This window comes from Streptomyces sp. NPDC057302 (genome assembly GCF_042667685.1).
GTDB lineage: Bacteria > Actinomycetota > Actinomycetes > Streptomycetales > Streptomycetaceae > Streptomyces.
In genome coordinates this window covers 1-18,739 of the sequence record NZ_JBHUZJ010000032.1, presented here as the reverse complement: position 1 = coordinate 18,739, position 18,739 = coordinate 1, and the positions used below count along the sequence as shown (strand labels likewise).

At 70.6% G+C, this 18,739-nt stretch carries 16 protein-coding genes and 1 pseudogene; 6 read left to right on the top strand and 11 right to left on the bottom strand.

Features of this window, described 5'->3' with window-relative positions:
* Nucleotides 1–115 precede the first annotated feature (115 nt).
* The 6 genes and pseudogenes from ACFUPX_RS22480 to ACFUPX_RS22455 form a co-directional block, all read right to left on the bottom strand.
* Nucleotides 116–1,513 (bottom strand): annotated as a pseudogene (locus tag ACFUPX_RS22480) (alpha-amylase family protein); the annotation flags it as partial.
* Nucleotides 1,514–1,910: 397 nt separating this feature from the next.
* The gene (locus tag ACFUPX_RS22475) at nucleotides 1,911–2,996 is read right to left on the bottom strand and encodes a LacI family DNA-binding transcriptional regulator (protein ID WP_383325252.1); all 1,086 of its coding nucleotides are present in this window, start codon (nucleotides 2,994–2,996) and stop codon (nucleotides 1,911–1,913) included.
* The gene (locus ACFUPX_RS22470) at nucleotides 2,984–4,633 is read right to left on the bottom strand and encodes an alpha-amylase family glycosyl hydrolase (protein ID WP_383325250.1); all 1,650 of its coding nucleotides are present in this window, start codon (nucleotides 4,631–4,633) and stop codon (nucleotides 2,984–2,986) included. Before ACFUPX_RS22470 ends, ACFUPX_RS22475 begins: the two co-directional genes overlap by 13 nt.
* A gap of 52 nt (nucleotides 4,634–4,685) precedes the next feature.
* The gene (locus ACFUPX_RS22465) at nucleotides 4,686–5,579 is read right to left on the bottom strand and encodes a sugar ABC transporter permease (protein ID WP_383325456.1); all 894 of its coding nucleotides are present in this window, start codon (nucleotides 5,577–5,579) and stop codon (nucleotides 4,686–4,688) included.
* A 5-nt stretch (nucleotides 5,580–5,584) separates the two neighbouring features.
* Nucleotides 5,585–6,595 carry a carbohydrate ABC transporter permease gene (locus ACFUPX_RS22460; RefSeq protein ID WP_383325247.1) on the bottom strand — a complete coding sequence of 337 codons (1,011 nt, stop codon included), beginning with the start codon at nucleotides 6,593–6,595 and terminating at the stop codon, nucleotides 5,585–5,587.
* Nucleotides 6,596–7,867 (bottom strand): extracellular solute-binding protein, encoded by a 1,272-nt coding sequence (locus tag ACFUPX_RS22455; RefSeq protein ID WP_383325245.1) that lies wholly within the window; start codon nucleotides 7,865–7,867, stop codon nucleotides 6,596–6,598. It lies immediately after the preceding gene.
* 337 nt (nucleotides 7,868–8,204) lie between these two features.
* Here ACFUPX_RS22455 and ACFUPX_RS22450 point away from each other — a divergent pair, with 337 nt between their 5' ends.
* Genes ACFUPX_RS22450 through ACFUPX_RS22440 form a run of 3 tightly spaced genes read left to right on the top strand, consistent with a single transcriptional unit; the run spans nucleotide 8,205 to nucleotide 11,178 of the window.
* A complete protein-coding gene (locus ACFUPX_RS22450; RefSeq protein WP_383325242.1) occupies nucleotides 8,205–9,239 on the top strand; it encodes a LacI family DNA-binding transcriptional regulator in 1,035 nt (344 codons plus the stop codon).
* Between the two features lie 41 nt (nucleotides 9,240–9,280).
* Nucleotides 9,281–10,225: an aldo/keto reductase family oxidoreductase gene (locus ACFUPX_RS22445; protein WP_383325239.1), complete on the top strand. Its 945-nt coding sequence runs from the start codon at nucleotides 9,281–9,283 to the stop codon at nucleotides 10,223–10,225.
* Nucleotides 10,226–10,230: 5 nt separating this feature from the next.
* Nucleotides 10,231–11,178, top strand: a complete 948-nt coding sequence (locus tag ACFUPX_RS22440) for an aminoglycoside phosphotransferase family protein (protein WP_383325236.1) — start codon at nucleotides 10,231–10,233, stop codon at nucleotides 11,176–11,178.
* Nucleotides 11,179–11,196: 18 nt separating this feature from the next.
* On the opposite strand, the gene ACFUPX_RS22435 is transcribed toward ACFUPX_RS22440, so the two are convergent.
* A complete protein-coding gene (locus ACFUPX_RS22435; protein ID WP_383325233.1) occupies nucleotides 11,197–12,690 on the bottom strand; it encodes an alpha/beta hydrolase in 1,494 nt (497 codons plus the stop codon).
* A gap of 211 nt (nucleotides 12,691–12,901) precedes the next feature.
* On the opposite strand from ACFUPX_RS22435, the gene ACFUPX_RS22430 reads away from it, so the two are divergent.
* Nucleotides 12,902–13,969 (top strand): YncE family protein, encoded by a 1,068-nt coding sequence (locus tag ACFUPX_RS22430; protein ID WP_383325230.1) that lies wholly within the window; start codon nucleotides 12,902–12,904, stop codon nucleotides 13,967–13,969.
* Between the two features lie 51 nt (nucleotides 13,970–14,020).
* Here the strand turns inward: ACFUPX_RS22430 and ACFUPX_RS22425 are convergent, their stop codons facing one another.
* Nucleotides 14,021–15,292: an MFS transporter gene (locus ACFUPX_RS22425; RefSeq protein ID WP_383325227.1), complete on the bottom strand. Its 1,272-nt coding sequence runs from the start codon at nucleotides 15,290–15,292 to the stop codon at nucleotides 14,021–14,023.
* 112 nt (nucleotides 15,293–15,404) lie between these two features.
* On the opposite strand from ACFUPX_RS22425, the gene ACFUPX_RS22420 reads away from it, so the two are divergent.
* Both ACFUPX_RS22420 and ACFUPX_RS22415 read left to right on the top strand, forming a co-directional pair.
* Nucleotides 15,405–16,724 carry an aminotransferase class I/II-fold pyridoxal phosphate-dependent enzyme gene (locus ACFUPX_RS22420; RefSeq protein WP_383325225.1) on the top strand — a complete coding sequence of 440 codons (1,320 nt, stop codon included), beginning with the start codon at nucleotides 15,405–15,407 and terminating at the stop codon, nucleotides 16,722–16,724.
* Between the two features lie 75 nt (nucleotides 16,725–16,799).
* Nucleotides 16,800–17,339 (top strand): GNAT family N-acetyltransferase, encoded by a 540-nt coding sequence (locus tag ACFUPX_RS22415; RefSeq protein WP_383325222.1) that lies wholly within the window; start codon nucleotides 16,800–16,802, stop codon nucleotides 17,337–17,339.
* Here ACFUPX_RS22415 and ACFUPX_RS22410 read toward each other — a convergent pair.
* The 3 genes from ACFUPX_RS22410 to ACFUPX_RS22400 all read right to left on the bottom strand — a co-directional run.
* Nucleotides 17,268–17,867 (bottom strand): aldo/keto reductase, encoded by a 600-nt coding sequence (locus ACFUPX_RS22410; RefSeq protein WP_383325453.1) that lies wholly within the window; start codon nucleotides 17,865–17,867, stop codon nucleotides 17,268–17,270. The genes ACFUPX_RS22415 and ACFUPX_RS22410 overlap by 72 nt on opposite strands.
* The gene (locus tag ACFUPX_RS22405) at nucleotides 17,851–18,297 is read right to left on the bottom strand and encodes a winged helix-turn-helix transcriptional regulator (protein ID WP_383325220.1); all 447 of its coding nucleotides are present in this window, start codon (nucleotides 18,295–18,297) and stop codon (nucleotides 17,851–17,853) included. The genes ACFUPX_RS22410 and ACFUPX_RS22405 overlap by 17 nt, the downstream gene beginning before the upstream one ends.
* 37 nt (nucleotides 18,298–18,334) lie before the next feature.
* Nucleotides 18,335–18,739, bottom strand: a 405-nt coding sequence (locus tag ACFUPX_RS22400) for an SDR family oxidoreductase (protein WP_383325217.1), incomplete at its 5' end; no start/stop codon positions are given.

The following is an 18,739-nucleotide window of genomic DNA, read 5'->3' as shown; positions in this document are numbered from 1 at the left end:
GGGTGAGGGGGTGATCGGGTGCCGAGGAAGGACGCGAAGGGGTACGAGGACGGGGCCGCCCGGCGGCGGGGAAGCGAGGGCCGGGCGGCCGGTCAGACGGGGCGGACCGCGCTCAGCAGCTCCGCGCCCCGGTGTGCAGGGCGAGCGCGGTGTTCGGCGCCACGGTGGCCGTGAACTGGCCCGAGCCGTTGACGGTGACGCTCCTGCCGCTCTGGATGTCGCAGTAGCTGCCCGCGGCGAGGGACGTCTGGAAGGTCCGGCTGACCGAGGAGCCCTCGTGGTTGATGGCCACGTACGCCTTGTCGCCTCGCCCGAAGGCGATGGCGTCGTTGCCGTTGTCCCACCAGTTGGTCATGCCCGTCCCGCGTGCGGTGTTGCGGAACTTGACCATGCTCCTGATCTCGGGCCAGGCGTGCTGGCACTTCCAGCCGTCGCTGTAGCAGGCCTTGACCTGGCCGCCGTCGGGCGATCCCGCGTCGTTGCTGCTGAACTCGTATCCGGAGTGCACGTCGGGGGCGCCGTAGGGCAGGGCCAGCATGAAGACGTGCGCGAGGGTGTAGTTCGCGCCGTCCTTGTAGTTGAGGGTCTGGCCGTGCCGCTCGGTGTCGTGGTTGGCGACGAAGACGGCGGCCGAGCCGCTGGGCAGGTAGCCCCAGCCCTCGCCGAAGTTCTTCAGGTAGGCGAGCTTCTCGTCGTTGAACACCCGCTTCAGGTCCCAGCCGTAGCGGAACTCCTGGACGTCGCCGGTCGCGGTGTACTCGCTCGGTGAGACGGCCTCGCCCGAGCCGAAGATCGTCTCCTGCTTGAAGTAGGCGCCGGGGTCGCTGAGCCGCGACTTGATGTTCTTCAGGTCGTCCACGGGGATGTGCTTGGCCGCGTCGACCCGGAAGCCGTCGACTCCCAGGGACAGCAGGTCGTTCAGGTAGGCCGCGACGCGCCCCCGCACGTACTCCTCGCCCGTGTCGAGGTCGGCGAGGCCGCCCAGTTCGCAGTTCTGGACGTTCCAGCGGTCCTGGTAGTTGCTGATGTCGGAGCGGCAGTTGTCCATGTCGGCGCCCGAATACGTGCCCGGGTAGTCGTACTTGGTGAAGGCGGAGCCCGCCGAGCCGGTACCGGAGGCGTTCGTCATGTGGTTGATCACCGCGTCGACGACGACCTTCACCCCGGCCGTGTGGCAGGTGTCGACCATGTTCTTGAACGCGGCCCGGTCGCCGAGCCGGGTGCCGATCTTGTAGCTGACGGGCTGGTAGGCGGCCCACCACGCCTCGCCCTGGATGCGCTCCTGGGGCGGGGAGACCTGTACGTAGCCGTAGCCGTCGGGGCCGAGCTGCTGGGTGCACGCCTTGGCCACCGAGGAGAACTTCCACTCGAAGAGCACGGCGGTGACGTCCTTGCCGCCGGGCGGGGACGCCTGCGCCTGCGGGGCCGTGGCGAGGATGCTGCTCGCGGCGCCCGCCACCAGGGCGAGGGCGGCGGCGAAGGGTCTGCGGACTCTGGTCTTTCGGCCAGCCATGAGGGCCTCCTGCATGAGTGAGGTGTGACCTGTGCGTGAGTCAGGTGTGACCTTGTCCGGCAACGCGCCGTGCCCGTAAGGCCGTTGAAGGATGTTGCAGAAAGATTTCAACGCCGTTTTCGGTCGAGACCGTACGACCCCCGGGAACCCCGGTCAACCCTCCGCGCACACCTCGGCAGCAGACGCGGACCCCCGGGATCTCGCACCCCGCAAGACCTTTCGCAAGACATTGCGACGGTGTTACGTTCAACCACGACTCCGGTCCGGGCGGCCGGGGGTCCCGTACAACGGGCCCCACGCGCCCGGCCGTTCGGACCGGAGTCGTGGGACGGAGCGGCCTCGGCGCCACCTCATCACCCCGCTGCCCCACCAGGGGCCGGCGCCGAGGGCCTCCCTCTCAGCGCCGCGGCTGCGCCGTGGAGCCGCGCACCACGAGCTCCGGCTGGAAGACGAACTCCGTGTGCTGCACCGGGTTTCCGTGCAGCTCCTCCAGGAGGGCGCCCACCGCCGCACTCGCCATGGCCTGCACCGGCTGGCGCACCGTGGTCAGCGGCGGGTCGGTGAAGGCGATCAGGGGCGAGTCGTCGAAGCCGACCACGGAGACGTCGCCGGGCACCGAGAGGCCGCGCTCGCGCGCCGCCCGGACGGCGCCGAGCGCCATCATGTCGCTGCCGCAGACCATCGCCGTGCACCCCTGGTCCAGCAGAGCGCTGGCCGCCGCGTGCCCGCCCTCCACCGTGAACAGCGTGCGCTGCACGAGCTGTTCGGCCTCCCCCTGTGCCAGGCCGAGCAGCGCGTGCAGCGCCGCCGTGAATCCCTCCGCCTTGCGCAGCGAGGGGACGTAGCGGGTCGGCCCGATGGCCAGGCCGATCCGCTCGTGCCCCAGGTCCACGAGGTGGCGCACCGCCATCCGCGCGGCCGCGCGGTCGTCGGGCGACACGAAGGACACCGGGATGTGCTCGTTGTAGCCGTTGATCAGGACGAACGGCACACCGCGGGCGTGCAGTTCGAGATACCGCGTGGGGTCGGCCGTGGTGTCGGCGTGCAGCCCGGAGAGGAAGACGATGCCGCTGACCCGCCGCTCCTCCAACTGCTCGACCAGCTCGTCCTCACTGGCCCCGTCCGGCATCTGGGTGCACAGCATCGGCGTGTAGCCGTGCCCGGACAGGACCTGCTCCACGACCTGCGCGAAGGCGGGGAAGATCGGGTTGCTGAGCTCGGGGATGACCAGGCCGACCAGGCCCGCGCTGTGCCGCTTGAGCCGCATCGGCCGCTCGTAGCCAAGGACGTCCAGTGCGGCGAGCACCCGGCGCCGGGTGCCGGCGGCCACCCCCGGCTTGCCGTTGAGCACCCGGCTCGCGGTGGCCTCGCTGACGCCGGACTGGGCCGCGATGTCCGCGAGCCGCGGAACGCCCCGGTCTCCCCGGTCTCCCCCGTCTCCCCGGTCGGCGGACCGCGGCAGGGAGAGGGTCACACCGCCCACCAGACGGTGGTGTCGGCGGGCAGCTCGACCTTGCCGTCCGCCGTCTCCACCTCGGCGTTGGCGAGCAGGATCCGGCCGGGGGCCGGGATCCGCACCGTCTCGCCGGTGGTGTTCGCCGTGCACACGAAGCCCTCGCGACGGAAGGCCAGGACACCCTCGGGGGCGTCGAGCCACTCCAGCGAGTCCCCGGCGCCGAGCCCCGGCCGCTCCCGGCGCAGGGCGAGCGCGCGGCGGTAGAGCTCCAGGGTCGACGCGGGATCACCGGTCTGCGCCTGGACACTGAGCTCGCCCCAGCCCTCGGGCTGCGGCAGCCAGCTGCCGCCCGCCCCGAATCCGTAACTGGACCCTTCGGTGGTCCACGGAATCGGCACCCGGCATCCGTCACGGAACCCGTCCTGGCCGCTCGCCCGGACGAACGAGGGGTCCTGCCGCACCTCGTCGGGCAGCTCGGTGACGTCCGGCAGGCCCAGCTCCTCGCCCTGGTAGACGTACGCCGAACCGGGCAGCGCCAGCATCAGGAGCGACGCGGCGCGGGCGCGGCGCAGGCCGAGCTCCCGGTCACCGGCGGTGCGCAGCTGGGTGCCGAGCCCGGCCGGGTTGGCGAACCGCGTGGCGTGGCGGGTGACGTCGTGGTTGGAGAGCACCCAGGTGGCCGGGGCACCGACGGGCCGCATCGCGGCCAGCGACACATCGATGACCTCGCGCAGCTCGGCTGCGTCCCAATGGGTGCCCAGGTACTGGAAGTTGAAGGCCTGGTGCATCTCGTCCGGGCGCACGTACGCGGCGGCGCGCTCGACGGTCGGGGTCCACGCCTCCGCGACGAGGATCCGCTCGCCTGCGTACTCGGTGAGGACCTTGCGCCAGCTGCGGTAGATCTCGTGCACGCCGTCCTGGTCGAAGAACGGCATGACATCGTTGCCGAGCAGCTTGAGCTGGTCGCTGCGGCCGATGTCGGGCAGCCCTTCGGCCTTGACCAGGCCGTGGGCGACGTCGACGCGGAAGCCGTCGACCCCCATGTCCAGCCAGAAGCGCAGGATGGAGCGGAACTCGTCGTGGACGGCGGGGTGTTCCCAGTTGAAGTCGGGCTGCTCGGGGGCGAAGAGGTGGAGGTACCACTCGCCGTCCGGCGTCCGTGTCCAGGCCGGGCCGCCGAAGACGGACTCCCAGTCGTTGGGCGGGAGTTCGCCGTTCTCGCCCTTGCCACTCCTGAAGTGGTAGCGCTCGCGCAGGGGCGATCCCGGGCCCTCGCGCAGGGCGCGCCGGAACCAGTCGTGCCGGTCGGATGAGTGGTTGGGCACCAGGTCGACGATGATGCGCAGGCCCAGGTCGTGGGCGTCCCGCAGCAGCGCGTCGGCGTCGAGGAGGCTGCCGAACATCGGGTCGATCGCGCGGTAGTCGGCCACGTCGTACCCGGCGTCGGCCTGCGGCGAGGAGTAGAAGGGGCTGAGCCAGACGGCGTCGACGCCCAGGTCCCTGAGGTAGGGAAGGCGGGCACGGATGCCGTCCAGGTCACCCATTCCGTCGCCGTTGCCGTCGGCGAAGCTGCGCGGGTAGACCTGGTAGATCACCGCGCCACGCCACCAGTCCGTGTGGGTGCCGGAGGCGGGGGCTGCAGGGGCAGCGAGATGCTGGGTCATGTCTTCCCTGAGATCGAGAGGTCGGGTGCGAGGGGGGTGTGTGCCGCGTGCGTCAGGACTTCGTCGCGCCGGCCGTCAGGCCGGAGACGAGGTGGCGCTGTACGAAGCCGAAGATCACCGCCGCGGGCACCGCGACGATCACGGCCGAGGCCGTCAGCGAGCCCCAGTCGCTGGTGTACTGATTGACGAAGGTCTGCAGGCCGCCCGCCAGGGTGAGGTTCTCCTCGCCGGTCATGAAGGCGGAGGCGTACGCGACTTCGGCCCAGCCGGTGATGAAGCTGTAGAAGCCGGTGACGGCGAGGCCGGGCTTGGCCAGCGGCACGATGAGCCGCCAGAAGGTGCCGAACGGGTTGAGCCCGTCCACCCGTCCCGCTTCGTCGATCTCCACCGGGATGGTGTCGAAGTACCCCTTCATCATCCAGGCGCAGAACGGCACGGCGATCGTCAGATACGTGACGACCAGGCCGACGGGCTGGTTGAGCAGGCCCAGGCTTGCGAGGAGGTTGTAGAGCGGCACGATGAGCACCGCGACGGGGAACATCTGCGTGATCAGCAGGAGCCACATCAGCGACCGCATGCCGGGGAACCTGAAGCGGCTGACGGCGTATCCGGTGGTCGCGGAGATGAAGACGCCGATCACCGTGGTCAGTCCCACGACGAACAGGGAGTTGCCGAGCCAGCTCAGGAACTCGGTGTCGCCCACGACGTGGTCGTAGTTGCGGAGCGTGAAGTCCTTGACCAGGTCGGTGGAGAACGCCTCGCTCGTCGGCTTGAACGAGGTGACGAGCAGCCACAGCGGCGGAAGCACCGCGGTGGCGGAGGCGAGCAGCAGACCGACGTGGAGCGCGATCGAGGCCAGCGGTCCGCGTTCGCCGCGCTCCCTGATCTTCTTCGGCCGGCTCGGAGGCTTCGGCGGACTCTGGGACGAGGTCTTCTCGTGGGTCATGGCAGTCACCACACTTCTCCCTGCTTGCGGAGCGCGCGGCGGTAGACGACCGCGAAGAGCGAAAGGAGCAGCAGGATGATGACGCCCCAGGCCGCGGATCCCGCGAAGTCGCGCGGGCTGACGACGAACGAGAGCCGGTAGGCGTACGTCACCAGGATCTCGGTGGCGTCTCCCGGACCGCCCCGGGTGAGAAGGAAGATCACCGGGAACATGTTGAACGTCCAGATGCCGCTGATCAGGATCACGGTGCTGGCTACGGTCCGCAGGCCCGGCAGGGTGATGTGCCGGAAGCGCTGCCAGGCGTTGGCGCCGTCCATCTCCGCAGCCTCGTAGAGCTCGCCGGGGATGGACTGGAGTCCGCCGAGCATGGCGACCAGCATGAACGGCACGCCGAGCCAGACGTTGACGGTGATCACCGAGAGCTTGGCCCAGGTGGGGTCGTTGAGCCACGGGATCGCGTCGATACCGCCACCGGCGAGGATCTTGTTGAGGAGGCCGTTCTTCTCGTTGAAGAGCAGCCGCCAGGTGAAGACGGAGACGAAGGCGGGCACCGCCCAGGGCAGGATCAGCGCCATGCGGTAGAGGGAGCGCCCCGCCAGCTTGCGGTTGAGCATGTTCGCCAGGGCGAGGCCGAGTGCGAAGGAGATGGCGACACAGGAGACGGTCCAGATGATCGTCCAGGTCAGCCGGTCCCAGAAGACGGCGTCGGAGAAGACCGCGGTGTAGTTGTCCAGGCCGACGGACTTGTAGGTCGCCGGGATGTGGTTGACGCCGATGGTGCGCTCGACGTTCGCCTCGTTGGCGTCGGTCGTCGACAGGTAGAGGCCCCGCACCAGCGGGTATCCGATGATCACGCCGATCACGGCCACCACGGGGGCGACCATGGCCCAGGCGTACCAGTGGGTGGACAGCGACCTGCGCAGCCGTCCTGGGGTCTTGCCGGTCCGCGGGCCGCGGCCGCGGACGCTGTGCGCGTCCGCGGCCTTGGCCAGCGACTGGCTGCTGTCAACAGCCATTTACTTGTAGTCCTTCAGCAGCTTGCGGTAGGCGTCGCCGACACCCTTCGCCCCGTCCTCGGGGGAGGTCTTGCCGCTGAGCACCTTCTCCATCTGCAGCCGGATCGGCTCGAACAGGGCGTTGGCCTGCGGGATCCACGGCCGCTCGACGGACTTGTCCACGGCCGGCTTGAAGAACTGCACCATCTGGTTGTCCTTGACGGACTTCACGTCGTAGACGGAGGTGCGGGTGGGCAGCAGGCTCAGCTTCTCGGTGGTCTGCTGCTGCACCTTGGCCGAGCTCATGTACTTGATGAACTCGTAGCTCGCGTCCAGGTTCTTGGAGCCCGCGTAGGCCGCGAGGTTCCAGCCGCCCTGCGGGGAGGCCTGGCGGTCGCTGCCGCCGGGGACCGGGGCGATGCCGAGGTTGCCCTTGTCGCCCTTGAACTCCTTGCCCTGCATGGCGCCTTCGATGGACCAGGGTCCGTCGAGTGCCATCGCGACGTCGCCGTCCTTGAAGGCGTTCAGCTGGTTGTTGTAACCGTCGCTCGCGTCGGTGGTGGCGGCCTTGGAGTCGACCAGGTCCTTCATCACCTTGAAGGCCGCGGCGCCCTGGGGGTCGTCGACAGTGATCTTCTTGCTCTTGGTGTCGAGGAGGTCGCCGCCCTCGCCGTAGAGGTACGGGAGGTAGTAGTACGGGTCGTCGCCGCGGAGGTAGAGGCCGGTCTTGCCGGACTTCGACTTGATCTTCTTCGCGGCGCTCTTCACCTCGTCGAAGGTCTTGGGCGCCTCGACACCGGCGGCCTTGAGCATCTTCTTGTTGTAGAAGAGCGCGAGGGTGTCGATGGTCTGCGGGGCCGCGTACGTCTTGCCCTTGAACTTGGTGCTTGCCGCGGCCTGCGGGAGGTAGTCGTCCGCCTTGTCGAGGGCGGGGGTGCCCTCGAGCGGGGCGAGGTAGCCCAGGTTGGCGAAGTCAGCGACCCAGGCGACCTCGGTGCGCATCACGTCGGGGGCGCCGGAGTTGCCGCCCGCGGCGTTCTTGAACTTGGCGTTGGCCTCGCCGAACGCGACGCTCACGTAGTTGACCTTGACGTCCGGGTGGAGCTTCTCGAAGCCCTTGGCGAGCTTCTCGTAGGTGCCCTTCTCCGCGTCGTTCGAGGTGTCCCAGAAAGTGACGGTGCCGGACAGCTTGCCCGAACCCTTGCTGCCGCTGTCACTGTCATCGCCACCGCACGCTGCCGCTGTCAAAGCCAGGGCCCCGACCAGTGCGGTGGCCGCTATGCCACGCCGCATGTGAACTCCTTCAACTGATCCCGGAACAAGGGGAGGCGAGGCCCCCGACTGAGCTGCCTCCAACGAAGCCGCACTCGACGCGGCGCCGGGTTGCCACGGAACGTAACAGGATTGAAAAGCGCCCGAAAGACCTTGCGAGAAATTTCTGCAAGGCCTGCTGATCGTTACCGCCGTGTGTCCTTACGGTTGCCCTTGCCGCGCTTGACAGGCCCCTGAAGTGGCAGTTGATCCCTTCCATCGCACCCGGAAGGCCCCGCAAGCTCCTTGCAGAACCGGCAGTTTCTGCAAGCTTTCAGCACCGGTGTGCAATCCGGCGGATCACCGGTACAGTCCCCGCATGACCGCACGGCTCGTCGACATCGCAGCGCAGGCGGGGGTGAGCGAAGCCACCGTCAGCCGCGTCCTCAACGGCAAGCCCGGTGTGGCGGCGACCACCCGCGAATCCGTCCTGGCCGCCCTGGACATGCTCGGCTTCGAGCGCCCCACGCGGCTTCGGCAGCGCAGCAGCGCGGGCCTCGTCGGCCTGATCACCCCCGAGCTGGACAACCCGATCTTCCCCGCGCTCGCCCAGGTCATCGCCCAGGCCCTGACCCGCCAGGGCTACACGCCGGTGCTCGCCACCCAGACGCCCGGCGGCTCCACCGAGGACGAGCTCACGGACATGCTGGTGGACCGCGGTGTCTCCGGGATCATCTTCGTCTCCGGTCTGCACGCCGACACCACCGCCGACATGGAGCGGTACGAGGTGCTGCGGGGCAAGGGCGTGCCCTTCGTCCTCGTCAACGGCTTCTCCCCCAAGGTGCAGGCCCCCTTCGTCTCCACCGACGACCGGGCCGCGGCCCGGCTCGCCGTCACGCACCTCGCCTCCCTGGGCCACACCCGCATCGGACTCGCGGTGGGTCCCAAGCGTTTCGTGCCGGTGCTGCGCAAGATCGAGGGCTTCCAGATCGGCATGCGCGAGCGCCTCGGGATGTCGCCCGAGGAGTCCGCGGAGCTCATCGAGCACTCCCTCTACACCTTGGAGGGCGGCCAGGCCGCGGCGGGCACGCTGATCGGCCGGGGCTGCACCGCGATCGTGTGCGCCAGCGACATGATGGCGCTCGGCGCCGTCCGGGCCGCCCGGGAGCGGGACTTGGAGGTGCCGCGCGACATCTCGGTGGTCGGCTACGACGACTCCCCGCTGATCGCGTTCACCGACCCCCCGCTGACGACCGTCCGCCAGCCGGTCCAGGCGATGGGCCAGGCCTCGGTGCGCACGCTCCTGGAGGAGATCGGCGGAACCCCCGCACCGCACAGCGAGTTCGTCTTCATGCCGGAACTGGTGGTCCGCGGCTCCACCGCGTCAGGCCGCTCGGAACAACACCCGGCCTAGCGCGAGCGAGCCGGAAGGGCATGCAAGGACACGGAGGAGACATGGTGCCGCAGACCGACGTACGCAGCAGCGGGGTGCTGTACGGGTGCATGGGGATCGGCGGTACGTGGGACACCACGCCGTACACCGCCGATGACATCGCCGGGGCCGAGGCCGCCGTGGAGGCGGCTCTCGAAGCCGGCATCACGGTGTTCGACCACGCCGACATCTACCGGCACGGCAAGTCCGAGGCGGTCTTCGGCGAAGTGCTCGCCAGGGCGCCGGGCCTGCGCGAGCGCATCGTCGTGCAGACCAAGTGCGGCATCCGCCTGGCCGACGGCGAACGACCCGGGCTCTACGACCTCCGGGGCCCGAGCATCGTCCGGCGCGTCGAGGAGAGCCTCACCCGGCTGCGGACCGACGTGATCGACGTACTGCTCCTGCACCGGCCCGATCCGCTGACCGGCCCCGAGGAGATCGCGAAGGCGCTGTCCGCGCTGCACGGGCAGGGCCTGGTGCGCCGGTTCGGCGTATCGAACATGAGCGCCGCGCAGATCGCACACCTGCGGGCGCACCTCGACCTGCCGCTGGTCGCCAACCAGCTGGAGATGAGCCTGGAGAGCCGTGACTGGGTCGAGTCCGGGGTTCTCGTGAACACCCCGGCCGCGGCCGAAGGCGGCTTCCCGCACGGCACGCTCGAATACTGCGCCGCCAACGGGATCCGACTACAGGCCTGGGGCGCCCTGGCCCGGGGCCGCTTCACCGGCGGCGGCGAGTCCCCGACCGCCCGGCTGGTCTCCGCCCTCGCCGACCGCAAGGGCACGACGCCGGAGACGATCCTGCTGTGGTGGCTCCAACGCCACCCGGCCCACATCGCCCCCGTCATCGGCACCAGCCGCCCGGACCGCATCCTCGCCTGCCGCGACGCGGTCCACCGCGAACCCGACCTCACCCACGAGGAGTGGTACAGCCTGTGGATCACCGCCCGCGGCGGCCCGCTGCCCTAGACGCCGTGACCGAGCCGACCCTCGAAGTCCAGCCCCTCGTCCGACAGAAGGCCCACAGCCTGGGCGCCCTCGGTGAGCGGTGGCTGGCCGAGCTGCCCGACCTCGTCCGGGATCTGGAGCGGCGCTGGTCGGTCGTGGTCGGATCGCCGCTGGCCGGTGGGACCTCCTCCTACGTGGCGCGGGCCACGGACCGTGACGGCCGGGACGTGGTGCTCAAGGTCGCTCTTCCCGGGGCGGACGTCACGCGGCAGGTGCGGACCCTGCGTCGCGCGGAGGGCCGGGGGTATGTGCGGCTCCTTGCCGATGACCTCGAACGGCACGCGATGCTCCAGGAAGCGCTCGGGCCGTCGATGGACCGGCTCGGCCTCGCTCCCCGGCAGCAGCTGGAGACGCTGTGCGCCATGCTCCGCAGCGCTTGGCGGGTGCCCCGCCCTCCGGAACCGGCCGTCGATCCGGCCCAGGAGAAGGCCGGCGCTCTGGGTGCGATGGTCGGACGGCTGTGGGAGAGCCTTGGCCGGCCCTGCTCGGAGCGGGTGGTGGCACAGGCGCTGACGTTCGCCGAGCGCCGTGCCGCCGCCTTCGATCCCGGCCGTTGCGTCGTCGTGCACGGTGACCCGCATCCCGGCAACGCACTGCGGGCCGCCCCGCCCCGGGCCGGGGCCGGGGAGGGCTTCGTCTTCGTGGACCCGGACGGTTTCCTCGCCGATCCCGCGTACGACCTGGGTGTCGTACTGCGCGACTGGTGTGCGGAGTTGAGAGGCAGGGACCGGGCGTCGGCCGACGCGTCGGCGCGCTCGTACTGTGCGCTGCTGGCGGACCGAACCGGGTCGGACGGGAAGGCGATCTGGGAGTGGGGCTTCCTCGAGCGGGTGTCGACCGGGCTCTTCGTGCTCGGTTTCGGCGCGGAGGAGCTCGGTCGGCCCTTCCTCGACACCGCGGAGTTGTTGGCCTGACCCCGCCGGGCCCCGTCGCTAGTCGCAGTAGACGTCCCGGCCCGGCCGCTCCCCCGTCGCCAGGTAGCGGGAGACGGTCCGGTCGCCGCACTTGTTGCCGTTGTCCAGGTACGCGTCGTGGCCGGTCGAGTTCACCGTGACCATGGTGGCTCGGTTGCCCAGGGACGTGCGGAGTTTGAGGGCGCCGCTCAGCGGGGTCACCGGGTCGCGCTCGTTCTGGATCATGAGGATGTTGGACGGGCCGCTGTCGGTGATCCGGACCGGAGCCTCCTTCGGCCGGAACTGCCAGGCCGCGCACAGCATCGCGTTCCTCGGCATCCCCGCGGTCAGGGGGTAGGCGGCCCGGCTCTTGGCGACCTCCTTCACGTACGCGTCCGCCGACCTGGGCCACTCGACGTCGTTGCAGAGGACCGCGGAGCCCACCGCCACGACGTTCTGCATCAACTGCTCCGGCGGCGCCTGCGGGGCGGCGGGTACCGTGCCCTTCCCGGCGGCCAGGATCAGCTTGGCCAGGGCGGGGAAGTCGTCGGGGTCGTCGAGCGCGTTCAGGAGGGTCTGGCGCAGGACGTTGCCGTTGAGCTCCTCGGGGTTGGCGCCGGGCCACGGGATCGGCTTCCGGTCGAGCTCGGCGGCCAGGCGCAGGAAGAGCGGGCGCGCTTCGGCCGCCGTCCGGGCGACGCGGTCCGGATTGCCGCTCTGCGAGGCCCACTTGGCGAACTCCGGGAAGGTGTCCTCGACGCCCTGCTCGTGCCCGGCGATCCAGGCGCGCGAGACCCGCGTGGGGTCGGGGTCGTCATTGCTGTCGAAGACGATCCGATCGGTGCGGTGCGGGAAGAGTTGGCTGTAGACCGCCCCTACGTACGTCCCGTAGGAGACGGCCCACGCGGAGACCTTCCGCTCGCCGAGCGCCGCGCGGATGCGGTCGAGGTCGCGGGCCTGGTTGGCGGTGTTGATGTGGCGCACGAGGTCGCCGCCGTTGCGTGCGCAGGCGTCCGAAGTCCGCTGCGCGGCGGTCATGTTCCCGGTGATGGTGCCGTCGGCCGCGGGCCACGGGCGCGTTCCCGTCGGGGCGAGGTCAGCGTGCGCGAAGCCGCAGCTGACCGGGGCCGAGCGGCCCAGGCCCCGGGGGTCGAAGCCGATGAGGTCGTAGGTGTCCCGGACCTCCTGCGGCAGTTTCTGGCCTTTCCCCGAGGGGTTGTTGATGCCGGAGCCGCCCGGCCCGCCGGGGATCAGGAGCAGTGCCCCGCGGCGTGCTTCCGGGTTCTCGCTGGGAATGCGGGAGACGGCGATGCCGATCTGCTTGCCGTCCGGATCGGCGTAGTCCATCGGTACGTCCACGGTGGCGCACTCCTGGCGGGGGTCGGCGCCGCTGCCCTCGCACGGCTGCCAGTCCGGGGACTTGGCGGTGGGGGCGGTGACGGGCGTCGAAGCCGTCGCGGCCATCGGCGCGGTGAGGCCGAGAACGGCCACGGAGGCGGCGAGCAGTGCCGCGTTGCGCTTGATCTTCGTCATGGGGAAGAGCATCGCCGATGCTTTCCGGCCGCCACATCCTCCCAACTGCCCTTCTGGAGTGGGGGTTTACCCTCTCCTCTCCCCTAGGGGACGTAGGGTCAAGTGTGGCAGGCGCCACACAAATCAAGGTGTGTGACTTAGGTTAGGCTAAGCTAAGTTATCGAGTGCTCGCCTCTTCCGGAGGCGCCTCTGCCAAGGAGATTGACGCAGCATGACCTCACTCACCTGCCGCATCCGCCGTACCGCCGCAGTCGCCGTGGCCCTCGCCGCGGGCAGCGCGCTGGCCCTGACCGGTACCGCATCCGCGCAGCCCGGCAAGACCACCGGCAAAGCGTCCGGCTCGACCGTCGAGTCCGCGCCGCTCGTGAAGGGGCTCTACCAGTCCGCGTACTCCGAGCGGAACAACGTGCTGTGGGCCACCTCCGCGGTGGGCCGCCCGCCCGTCACCACCTCCAGCCTGCTGAAGGTCGACCCGCGGACGCTGAAGGTGAAGGCCAGCTACACACCTCCGGTCACCAACGCCGAGACCGGCGCCGTCGAGGCCGTGTACGGCATCGCCGTCGACGACGAGCACAACACCGTCTGGACGACCAACACCCGCGACAACTCCGTCGCCGTCTACGACCAGCGCACCGGCAAGCACCTCGCCTCGCTGCCCGGCGTGAACCACGCCCGCGAGGTAGTCGTGGACACCAAGCACAACACGGCGTGGACGAGCAGCTTCGGCGACGGCACCGTCGTCGCCTTCGACACCCGCACCTTCAAGGAGAAGAAGCGCGTCACGGTCGAGGGTTCGAGCCCGACCGGCCTCGCGGTCAACGCACGCACCGGCGCGGCCTACGCCGCCGACCTGGGCGGCGACCGGATCATCGAGATCACCCCGAAAAGCGAGACCCCCCGCCTCATCCCCACCGGTGACGGCCCGATCTCCATCGCGCTCTCCAAGGACGGCCGCACCGCCTACACCGCCGATCAGGCCGCCGGTGGCCTCTCGGTCGTCGACCTCAAGAAGGGTGTCGTCACGAAGTCCGTGCCGACCGGCGCGGGCGCCCTGTCCGTCGCCGCCGACCGGCGCTCGGGCAACGTCCTGGTCGCCAACCGCACCCCCGGCAACGTCACGGTCGTCGACCCCGCCAAGGGCGCCGTCGTCGAGACCCTGGCCACCGGCGCCAACCCCAACCACGTCCAGGTGACAGGCGGTACGGCCTTCGTGCTCGACAAGTCCGGCACCGGCCCCGAGGGCCAGGACCAGGCGCACCGCATCCGCATCGGCCGCTGAAGCCCAGAGCCCTGAACAACTGAACACCTGAACTCCTGAACTCGCGAAGCCTTAAGGCTCCGGGTACTCGACACCTCCCCGCGTTCCGCCCGCCACGCGATCGACCGTGGCGGGCGGAACGTCGTGCGTCCCCGTCGGCACGCTCGGCCGACCTGGTCGGCGCAGCCCCGTACGTACGAGACGACTCTGGGCCGCGACCGTCGCGATGACGCCCGCTCCGAGCAGCGGCCAGGCGAAGGCGCCCGCGGCGATGACGGCGGTGACCAGGAGCGGTCCCCCGCTGCGCTGGGCGGCCGAGGAGAGCCCGTGGACCCCGAGGTACGCGCCTTGGGCGTCATCGGGGGCGAGCGCGATGGAGAGCTCCCAGGACGCGATGGCGTGCAGGATCTCGGCGAAGGTGAACGCGATCGCCGCGACCGCGAGGGCGGTGACGGCCAGCCCGGTGCCGCCCGCCACCGAGGCGGTCATGGCCGCGCAGCCGACGACGAAGCAGGCGGCCAGGGGCACCAGCAGCCTGCGCGCCTTGTCCGGCGTACTCCCGAAGCGGGACAGCGGGACCTGACAGCAGACGACGAGTACGCAGTTCAGGACCATCAGCAGCGGCGCGAGGCCGTGCGGGGCGTCGGTGGCGTGGACGATCCACAGGGGCATGCCGACCTGGAGCACCGCGTCGTCGAGGAAGAGCGCCGCTTCGGTGGCGGTGAACAGGAGGTAGGGACGGTCGCGCCAGGGGCTGGACGGCTGAGCGGGCGGGGCCGTGGCCGTGGAGTCGGTGACCACTCGGGAGGGGGAGGGCGGTTCCGCGCAGCGCAGGGTGAGGAACGCGGCGGCGACGAAGCTGACCACGTTGCCGATGAGCAGGCCCTGGTAGGCGTGGGTGGTGCCGACGGCGAGGGCGAACGCGCCGGCCAGGCCGCCGATGGCCCAGCCCGCGTTGGAGACGGACCGCTGTACGGCTTGGTACCGGGTGCGCTCCGGGCCCGCGACACGGGCCGCGTACAGCTTGGTCAGGACGTTGGCGCCGCGGTCGGCGAGGCTGCTGACGGCCGAGTACAGCAGGAGCAGCGAGAAGCTGTCCGTGGTCAGCAGCGCCAACAGGGCGACGGCCTGCTGGAGTTGGGCGCCGATGAGGACACGGGTGACGGGGAAGCGGTCGGCGAGGTGGCCCGCGAGCGGAGCGCCCGCGATGCCGACGGCTCCCGATACGCCCATGAGCACGCCGACCTCGGTGACGGAGAGCCCGGTGACCAGAGTGAAGTAGAGGGCCGCCGCCCCCATCCAGAGACCGGTGCCCGCTTTGTTGATCAGTGCGATCCAGAGCATGCGGCGGCCGTCCGGGCCGCCTGGTATCCGTGCGTACAGTGCGGCCCGCCTGCGACTGAGGCTCACCACTCCCCCTTGACTGATTCTTTTGTACTGATACATAATCAGTTACGTGGCAGCACAATATGCGATCAGCGGCACGACCGCCAAGGGTATTACCTCCTCGGTCGAACAGGCCGTGGCCGAAGGCGGCTTGGCGCCGGGCGACGCACTGCCTCCGGTGCGCAGGCTCGCCGACGAACTCGGGGTCGGCGCGGGCACGGTGGCGACGGCCTACAAGGAGCTGCGGCAGCGTGGGATCGTCGTGACGCGCGGGCGCGGCGGAACAGTGGTGGCGCAGGCGCCCGCCGTCGGGGCACGCAGGCCGCCGAAGGTGCCGACGGGGGTGCGCGATCTGGCGGGCGGTCATCCGGATCCGGCCCTGCTGCCGGTGCTGCTGCCGCCCGAGCGGGTGGACCCTGTCGGCGGTTCGCACCGGGGGTCGCCGCGCCGAGCGGGACTTGAGGAGCTGGCCCGGGAGTGGTTCGCGCGGGACGGGGTGCCGGATGGCCGGGTGACCTTCGCGCACGGAGCACTCGACTGCATGGCGCGGCTGCTCTCCGTGGAGCTGAAGCCGGGCGACGCGGTGGCCGTGGAGGACCCGGGGTTCCACCATCTCCTGGACCTCGTACCGGCGTTGGGCCTGCGCATGGTGCCGGTGGCGGTGGACGACGAGGGGATCAGGCCCGAGGCGCTGCGTGGCGCGCTGCGGGCCGGGGTCAGAGCCTTGGTGTGCAGCCCGCGTGGGCAGAATCCGGTGGGCGGCTGCTTCTCGCGGGCCCGGCGGGACGCCCTGCTCGAAGTCCTCGGCGGCTTCCCGGAGGTGCTGGTGGTCGAGGACGACCACAACGCGGACATCTCCGGGGCGCCCTCGCACTCGCTGGCCACCGGCGGGCTCGATCGCTGGGCCCAGGTCAGGACCGTCTCCAAACACCTGAGCGTCGACCTGCGGTGGGCGGCGCTCGCGTGCGACGCCACCACGCTGGCCCGGCACGAGGGGCGGATGCTGCTCACTTCGGGGTGGGTCAGTCACGTACTGCAGGAGACGGTCGAGCGCACGATGGCCGATCCCGCGGCGCAGGCACTGGTGGAGCGCGCCGAGCTCGCCTACACCGAGCGGCGCCGGGCGCTGATCGGGGAGCTCGCGCGGCACGGGATCGCGGCGCACGGGGCGAGCGGAATGAACGTGTGGGTGCCGGTGCGCGACGAGTCCGCGGCCGTCAACGGACTACGCTCGCGCGACTGGTGGGTGGCGGCGGGGTCACGCTTCCGTATCGCCGCGCCCACCGCCGTGCGGATCACCAGCGCCATGATGGAGGTGTCGGAAACGGCTCTGCTCGCCGCCGACTTCGCCGCCGTGCTCGGCGAGTCCGAGGCCACGTACGGGGGTTGAGCCTCCGGCGAGCGGACAATGGACGCAGCTTCCCTCACCCCCACTCCCCCGAGTGCCGCTCCCCCGAGGTGCCCGATGATCAGCTGGCGTCGACTCGACGAAACGGACTTCCCGCTGCTCCGGCGGTGGCTGGAGCAGCCGCACGTCGCGCGCTGGTGGCACCACGAGACCTCGCCCGAGGCCGTGGCGCGCGACTTCGGCCCGGCGGCCCGCGGCGAGGAAGCGTCGGAGGATCTGCTCGTGCTGCTCGACGGCGAGCCGTTCGGCCTCGTCCAGCGCTACCGCTTCGCCGACTACCCCGAGTACGTCGCCGAGTTGAGCGGCCAGGCGGAGATTCCCGAGGGGTCCATGTCCATCGACTACCTCATCGGGGACCCCCTGCTCGTCGGCCGGGGGCTCGGCACGCGCACGGTCCGGGCGATCGTCCGGGCCACCTGGACCGACCACCCGGCTGCCACCACGCTGCTCGTCCCCGTGCACGCGGGCAACCGGGCGTCCTGGCGCGTCCTGGAGAAGGCGGGGCTGCGGCGGGTCGCCGATGTGTCATTGGAACCCGACAACCCCGTCGACGACCGCGCCCACTACCTCTACCGGATCGACCGCCCGCTGGACTGAGCCGGCGGCCGGAAGCGCGATCCCGTCGAGGCGTCCGCGCTGCTCGTCGCTCAGCCGCAGGCTCGCCGCGGCGACGTTCTCCGCCAGGTGGTCGAGCGAGGCGGTGCCGGGGATCGGCAGCACGACGGGTGACCGGTGGAGCAGCCACGCCAGTGCGATCTGCGCCGGGGTGGCGTCGAGCACGGCCTCGTGCTCGCGGTCGAGCAGGCTGTAGCGGTTCTGCACCCTCGCCACGTCGACGATCTTCCGAGCCGCGTCGAGTTCGTCGACGGTGACCTCGGACAGGCCGATATGACCGATCCTGCCGTCGAGTTGCCCGATCCGTTCGACACGGAGGCGCCGCAGGGCCTGCTCGACCTGCTCGCGCAGGAACCCCGGCCGCCCGTTGATGGAGGCCTCTTCGCCGGGCCCCGACTCCTGGACGGCGTTGGCGCCCCAGCCGTACATGTACGCCGTGTCGATCAGCGTGACGCCCAGTTCGACGGCCCGCCTCGCCACCCCGATGGAGGTGTCATGTGTCGCGTCCAGCCTTCGGTCGACGCGTCACACCTCCGGCGGAGTCGAAGTCCGTCCTAGCTTGATCCACCTTGTTCAGGTTGTCCGTGGACCACTTGGCGAGCGTGGCGAACAGCGGACCCAGGCTGCGCCCGAGAGCGCTGATCTCGTACTCGGCGCGCGGCGGGACCTCGGGGTAGTACGTGCGCACCACCAGACCGTCACGCTCCAGTTGCCGCAGCCGCTGCGTGAGGACCTTGGGCGTGATGCCGGCGATACCGCGCTCCAGTTCCACGAAGCGCTGCCGCCCGTGCTCGTGGAGGGACCAGAGAATCGGCGTGGTCCAGCGGCTGAACACGATGTCGACGACCGGGCCGACCGGACAGACCTGCGGGCCGATCTGCGGGCCCACCCGCTCCCTCACCGGTGCCGCGGGGGTCGTCGGAGACGGGTCGGCGCTCATGTTCGTTCTCCCACTCGGCCTCGTACTGGGCCTCGCACTAGGCCCTCGGCACGATGCTGAAGTCGAACGCGGAGGTCCCGGGGTCCACCGCCGTCACCCCGCCGTCCACGGTCAGCACCGCACCGTTGACGAAGGACGCGGCGGGCGAGAGGAGCCAGGTGATCGCCTCGGCGACCTCCTCCGGCTCTCCCGGCCGGCCCGTGGGGACGAGCCGTGTCGCTTCCTCGTACGCCGCGTCCGCGCTGCCGTCCCCCAGCCCGGCCTCCTCGGCGAACCGGGTCATCCGCCGGTCGGCCATCTCGGTCCGCACCCAGCTGGGGCACACGGTATTGGCGCGCAGCCCGGCCTTGCCGTAGTCGACGGCGAGGGAGCGGCACAGCTGGAGGAGCGCCGCCTTGGACGTCGCGTACGCCGCGTTGGCCACGCCGTTGCGCAGCGCGGC

Excerpts from the sequence above, each read along its gene's own strand:
- ACFUPX_RS22450 (WP_383325242.1), top strand. The coding sequence starts at position 8,205 with ATGACCGCACGGCTCGTCGACATCGCAGCGCAGGCGGGGGTGAGCGAA.
- ACFUPX_RS22455 (WP_383325245.1), bottom strand. The coding sequence starts at position 7,867 with ATGCGGCGTGGCATAGCGGCCACCGCACTGGTCGGGGCCCTGGCTTTG.
- ACFUPX_RS22435 (WP_383325233.1), bottom strand. The coding sequence starts at position 12,690 with ATGACGAAGATCAAGCGCAACGCGGCACTGCTCGCCGCCTCCGTGGCC.
- ACFUPX_RS22430 (WP_383325230.1), top strand. The coding sequence starts at position 12,902 with ATGACCTCACTCACCTGCCGCATCCGCCGTACCGCCGCAGTCGCCGTG.
- ACFUPX_RS22470 (WP_383325250.1), bottom strand. The coding sequence starts at position 4,633 with ATGACCCAGCATCTCGCTGCCCCTGCAGCCCCCGCCTCCGGCACCCAC.
- ACFUPX_RS22405 (WP_383325220.1), bottom strand. The coding sequence starts at position 18,297 with ATGAGCGCCGACCCGTCTCCGACGACCCCCGCGGCACCGGTGAGGGAG.
- ACFUPX_RS22425 (WP_383325227.1), bottom strand. The coding sequence starts at position 15,292 with ATGCTCTGGATCGCACTGATCAACAAAGCGGGCACCGGTCTCTGGATG.
- ACFUPX_RS22415 (WP_383325222.1), top strand. The coding sequence starts at position 16,800 with ATGATCAGCTGGCGTCGACTCGACGAAACGGACTTCCCGCTGCTCCGG.
- ACFUPX_RS22445 (WP_383325239.1), top strand. The coding sequence starts at position 9,281 with ATGGTGCCGCAGACCGACGTACGCAGCAGCGGGGTGCTGTACGGGTGC.
- ACFUPX_RS22465 (WP_383325456.1), bottom strand. The coding sequence starts at position 5,579 with ATGACCCACGAGAAGACCTCGTCCCAGAGTCCGCCGAAGCCTCCGAGC.
- ACFUPX_RS22460 (WP_383325247.1), bottom strand. The coding sequence starts at position 6,595 with ATGGCTGTTGACAGCAGCCAGTCGCTGGCCAAGGCCGCGGACGCGCAC.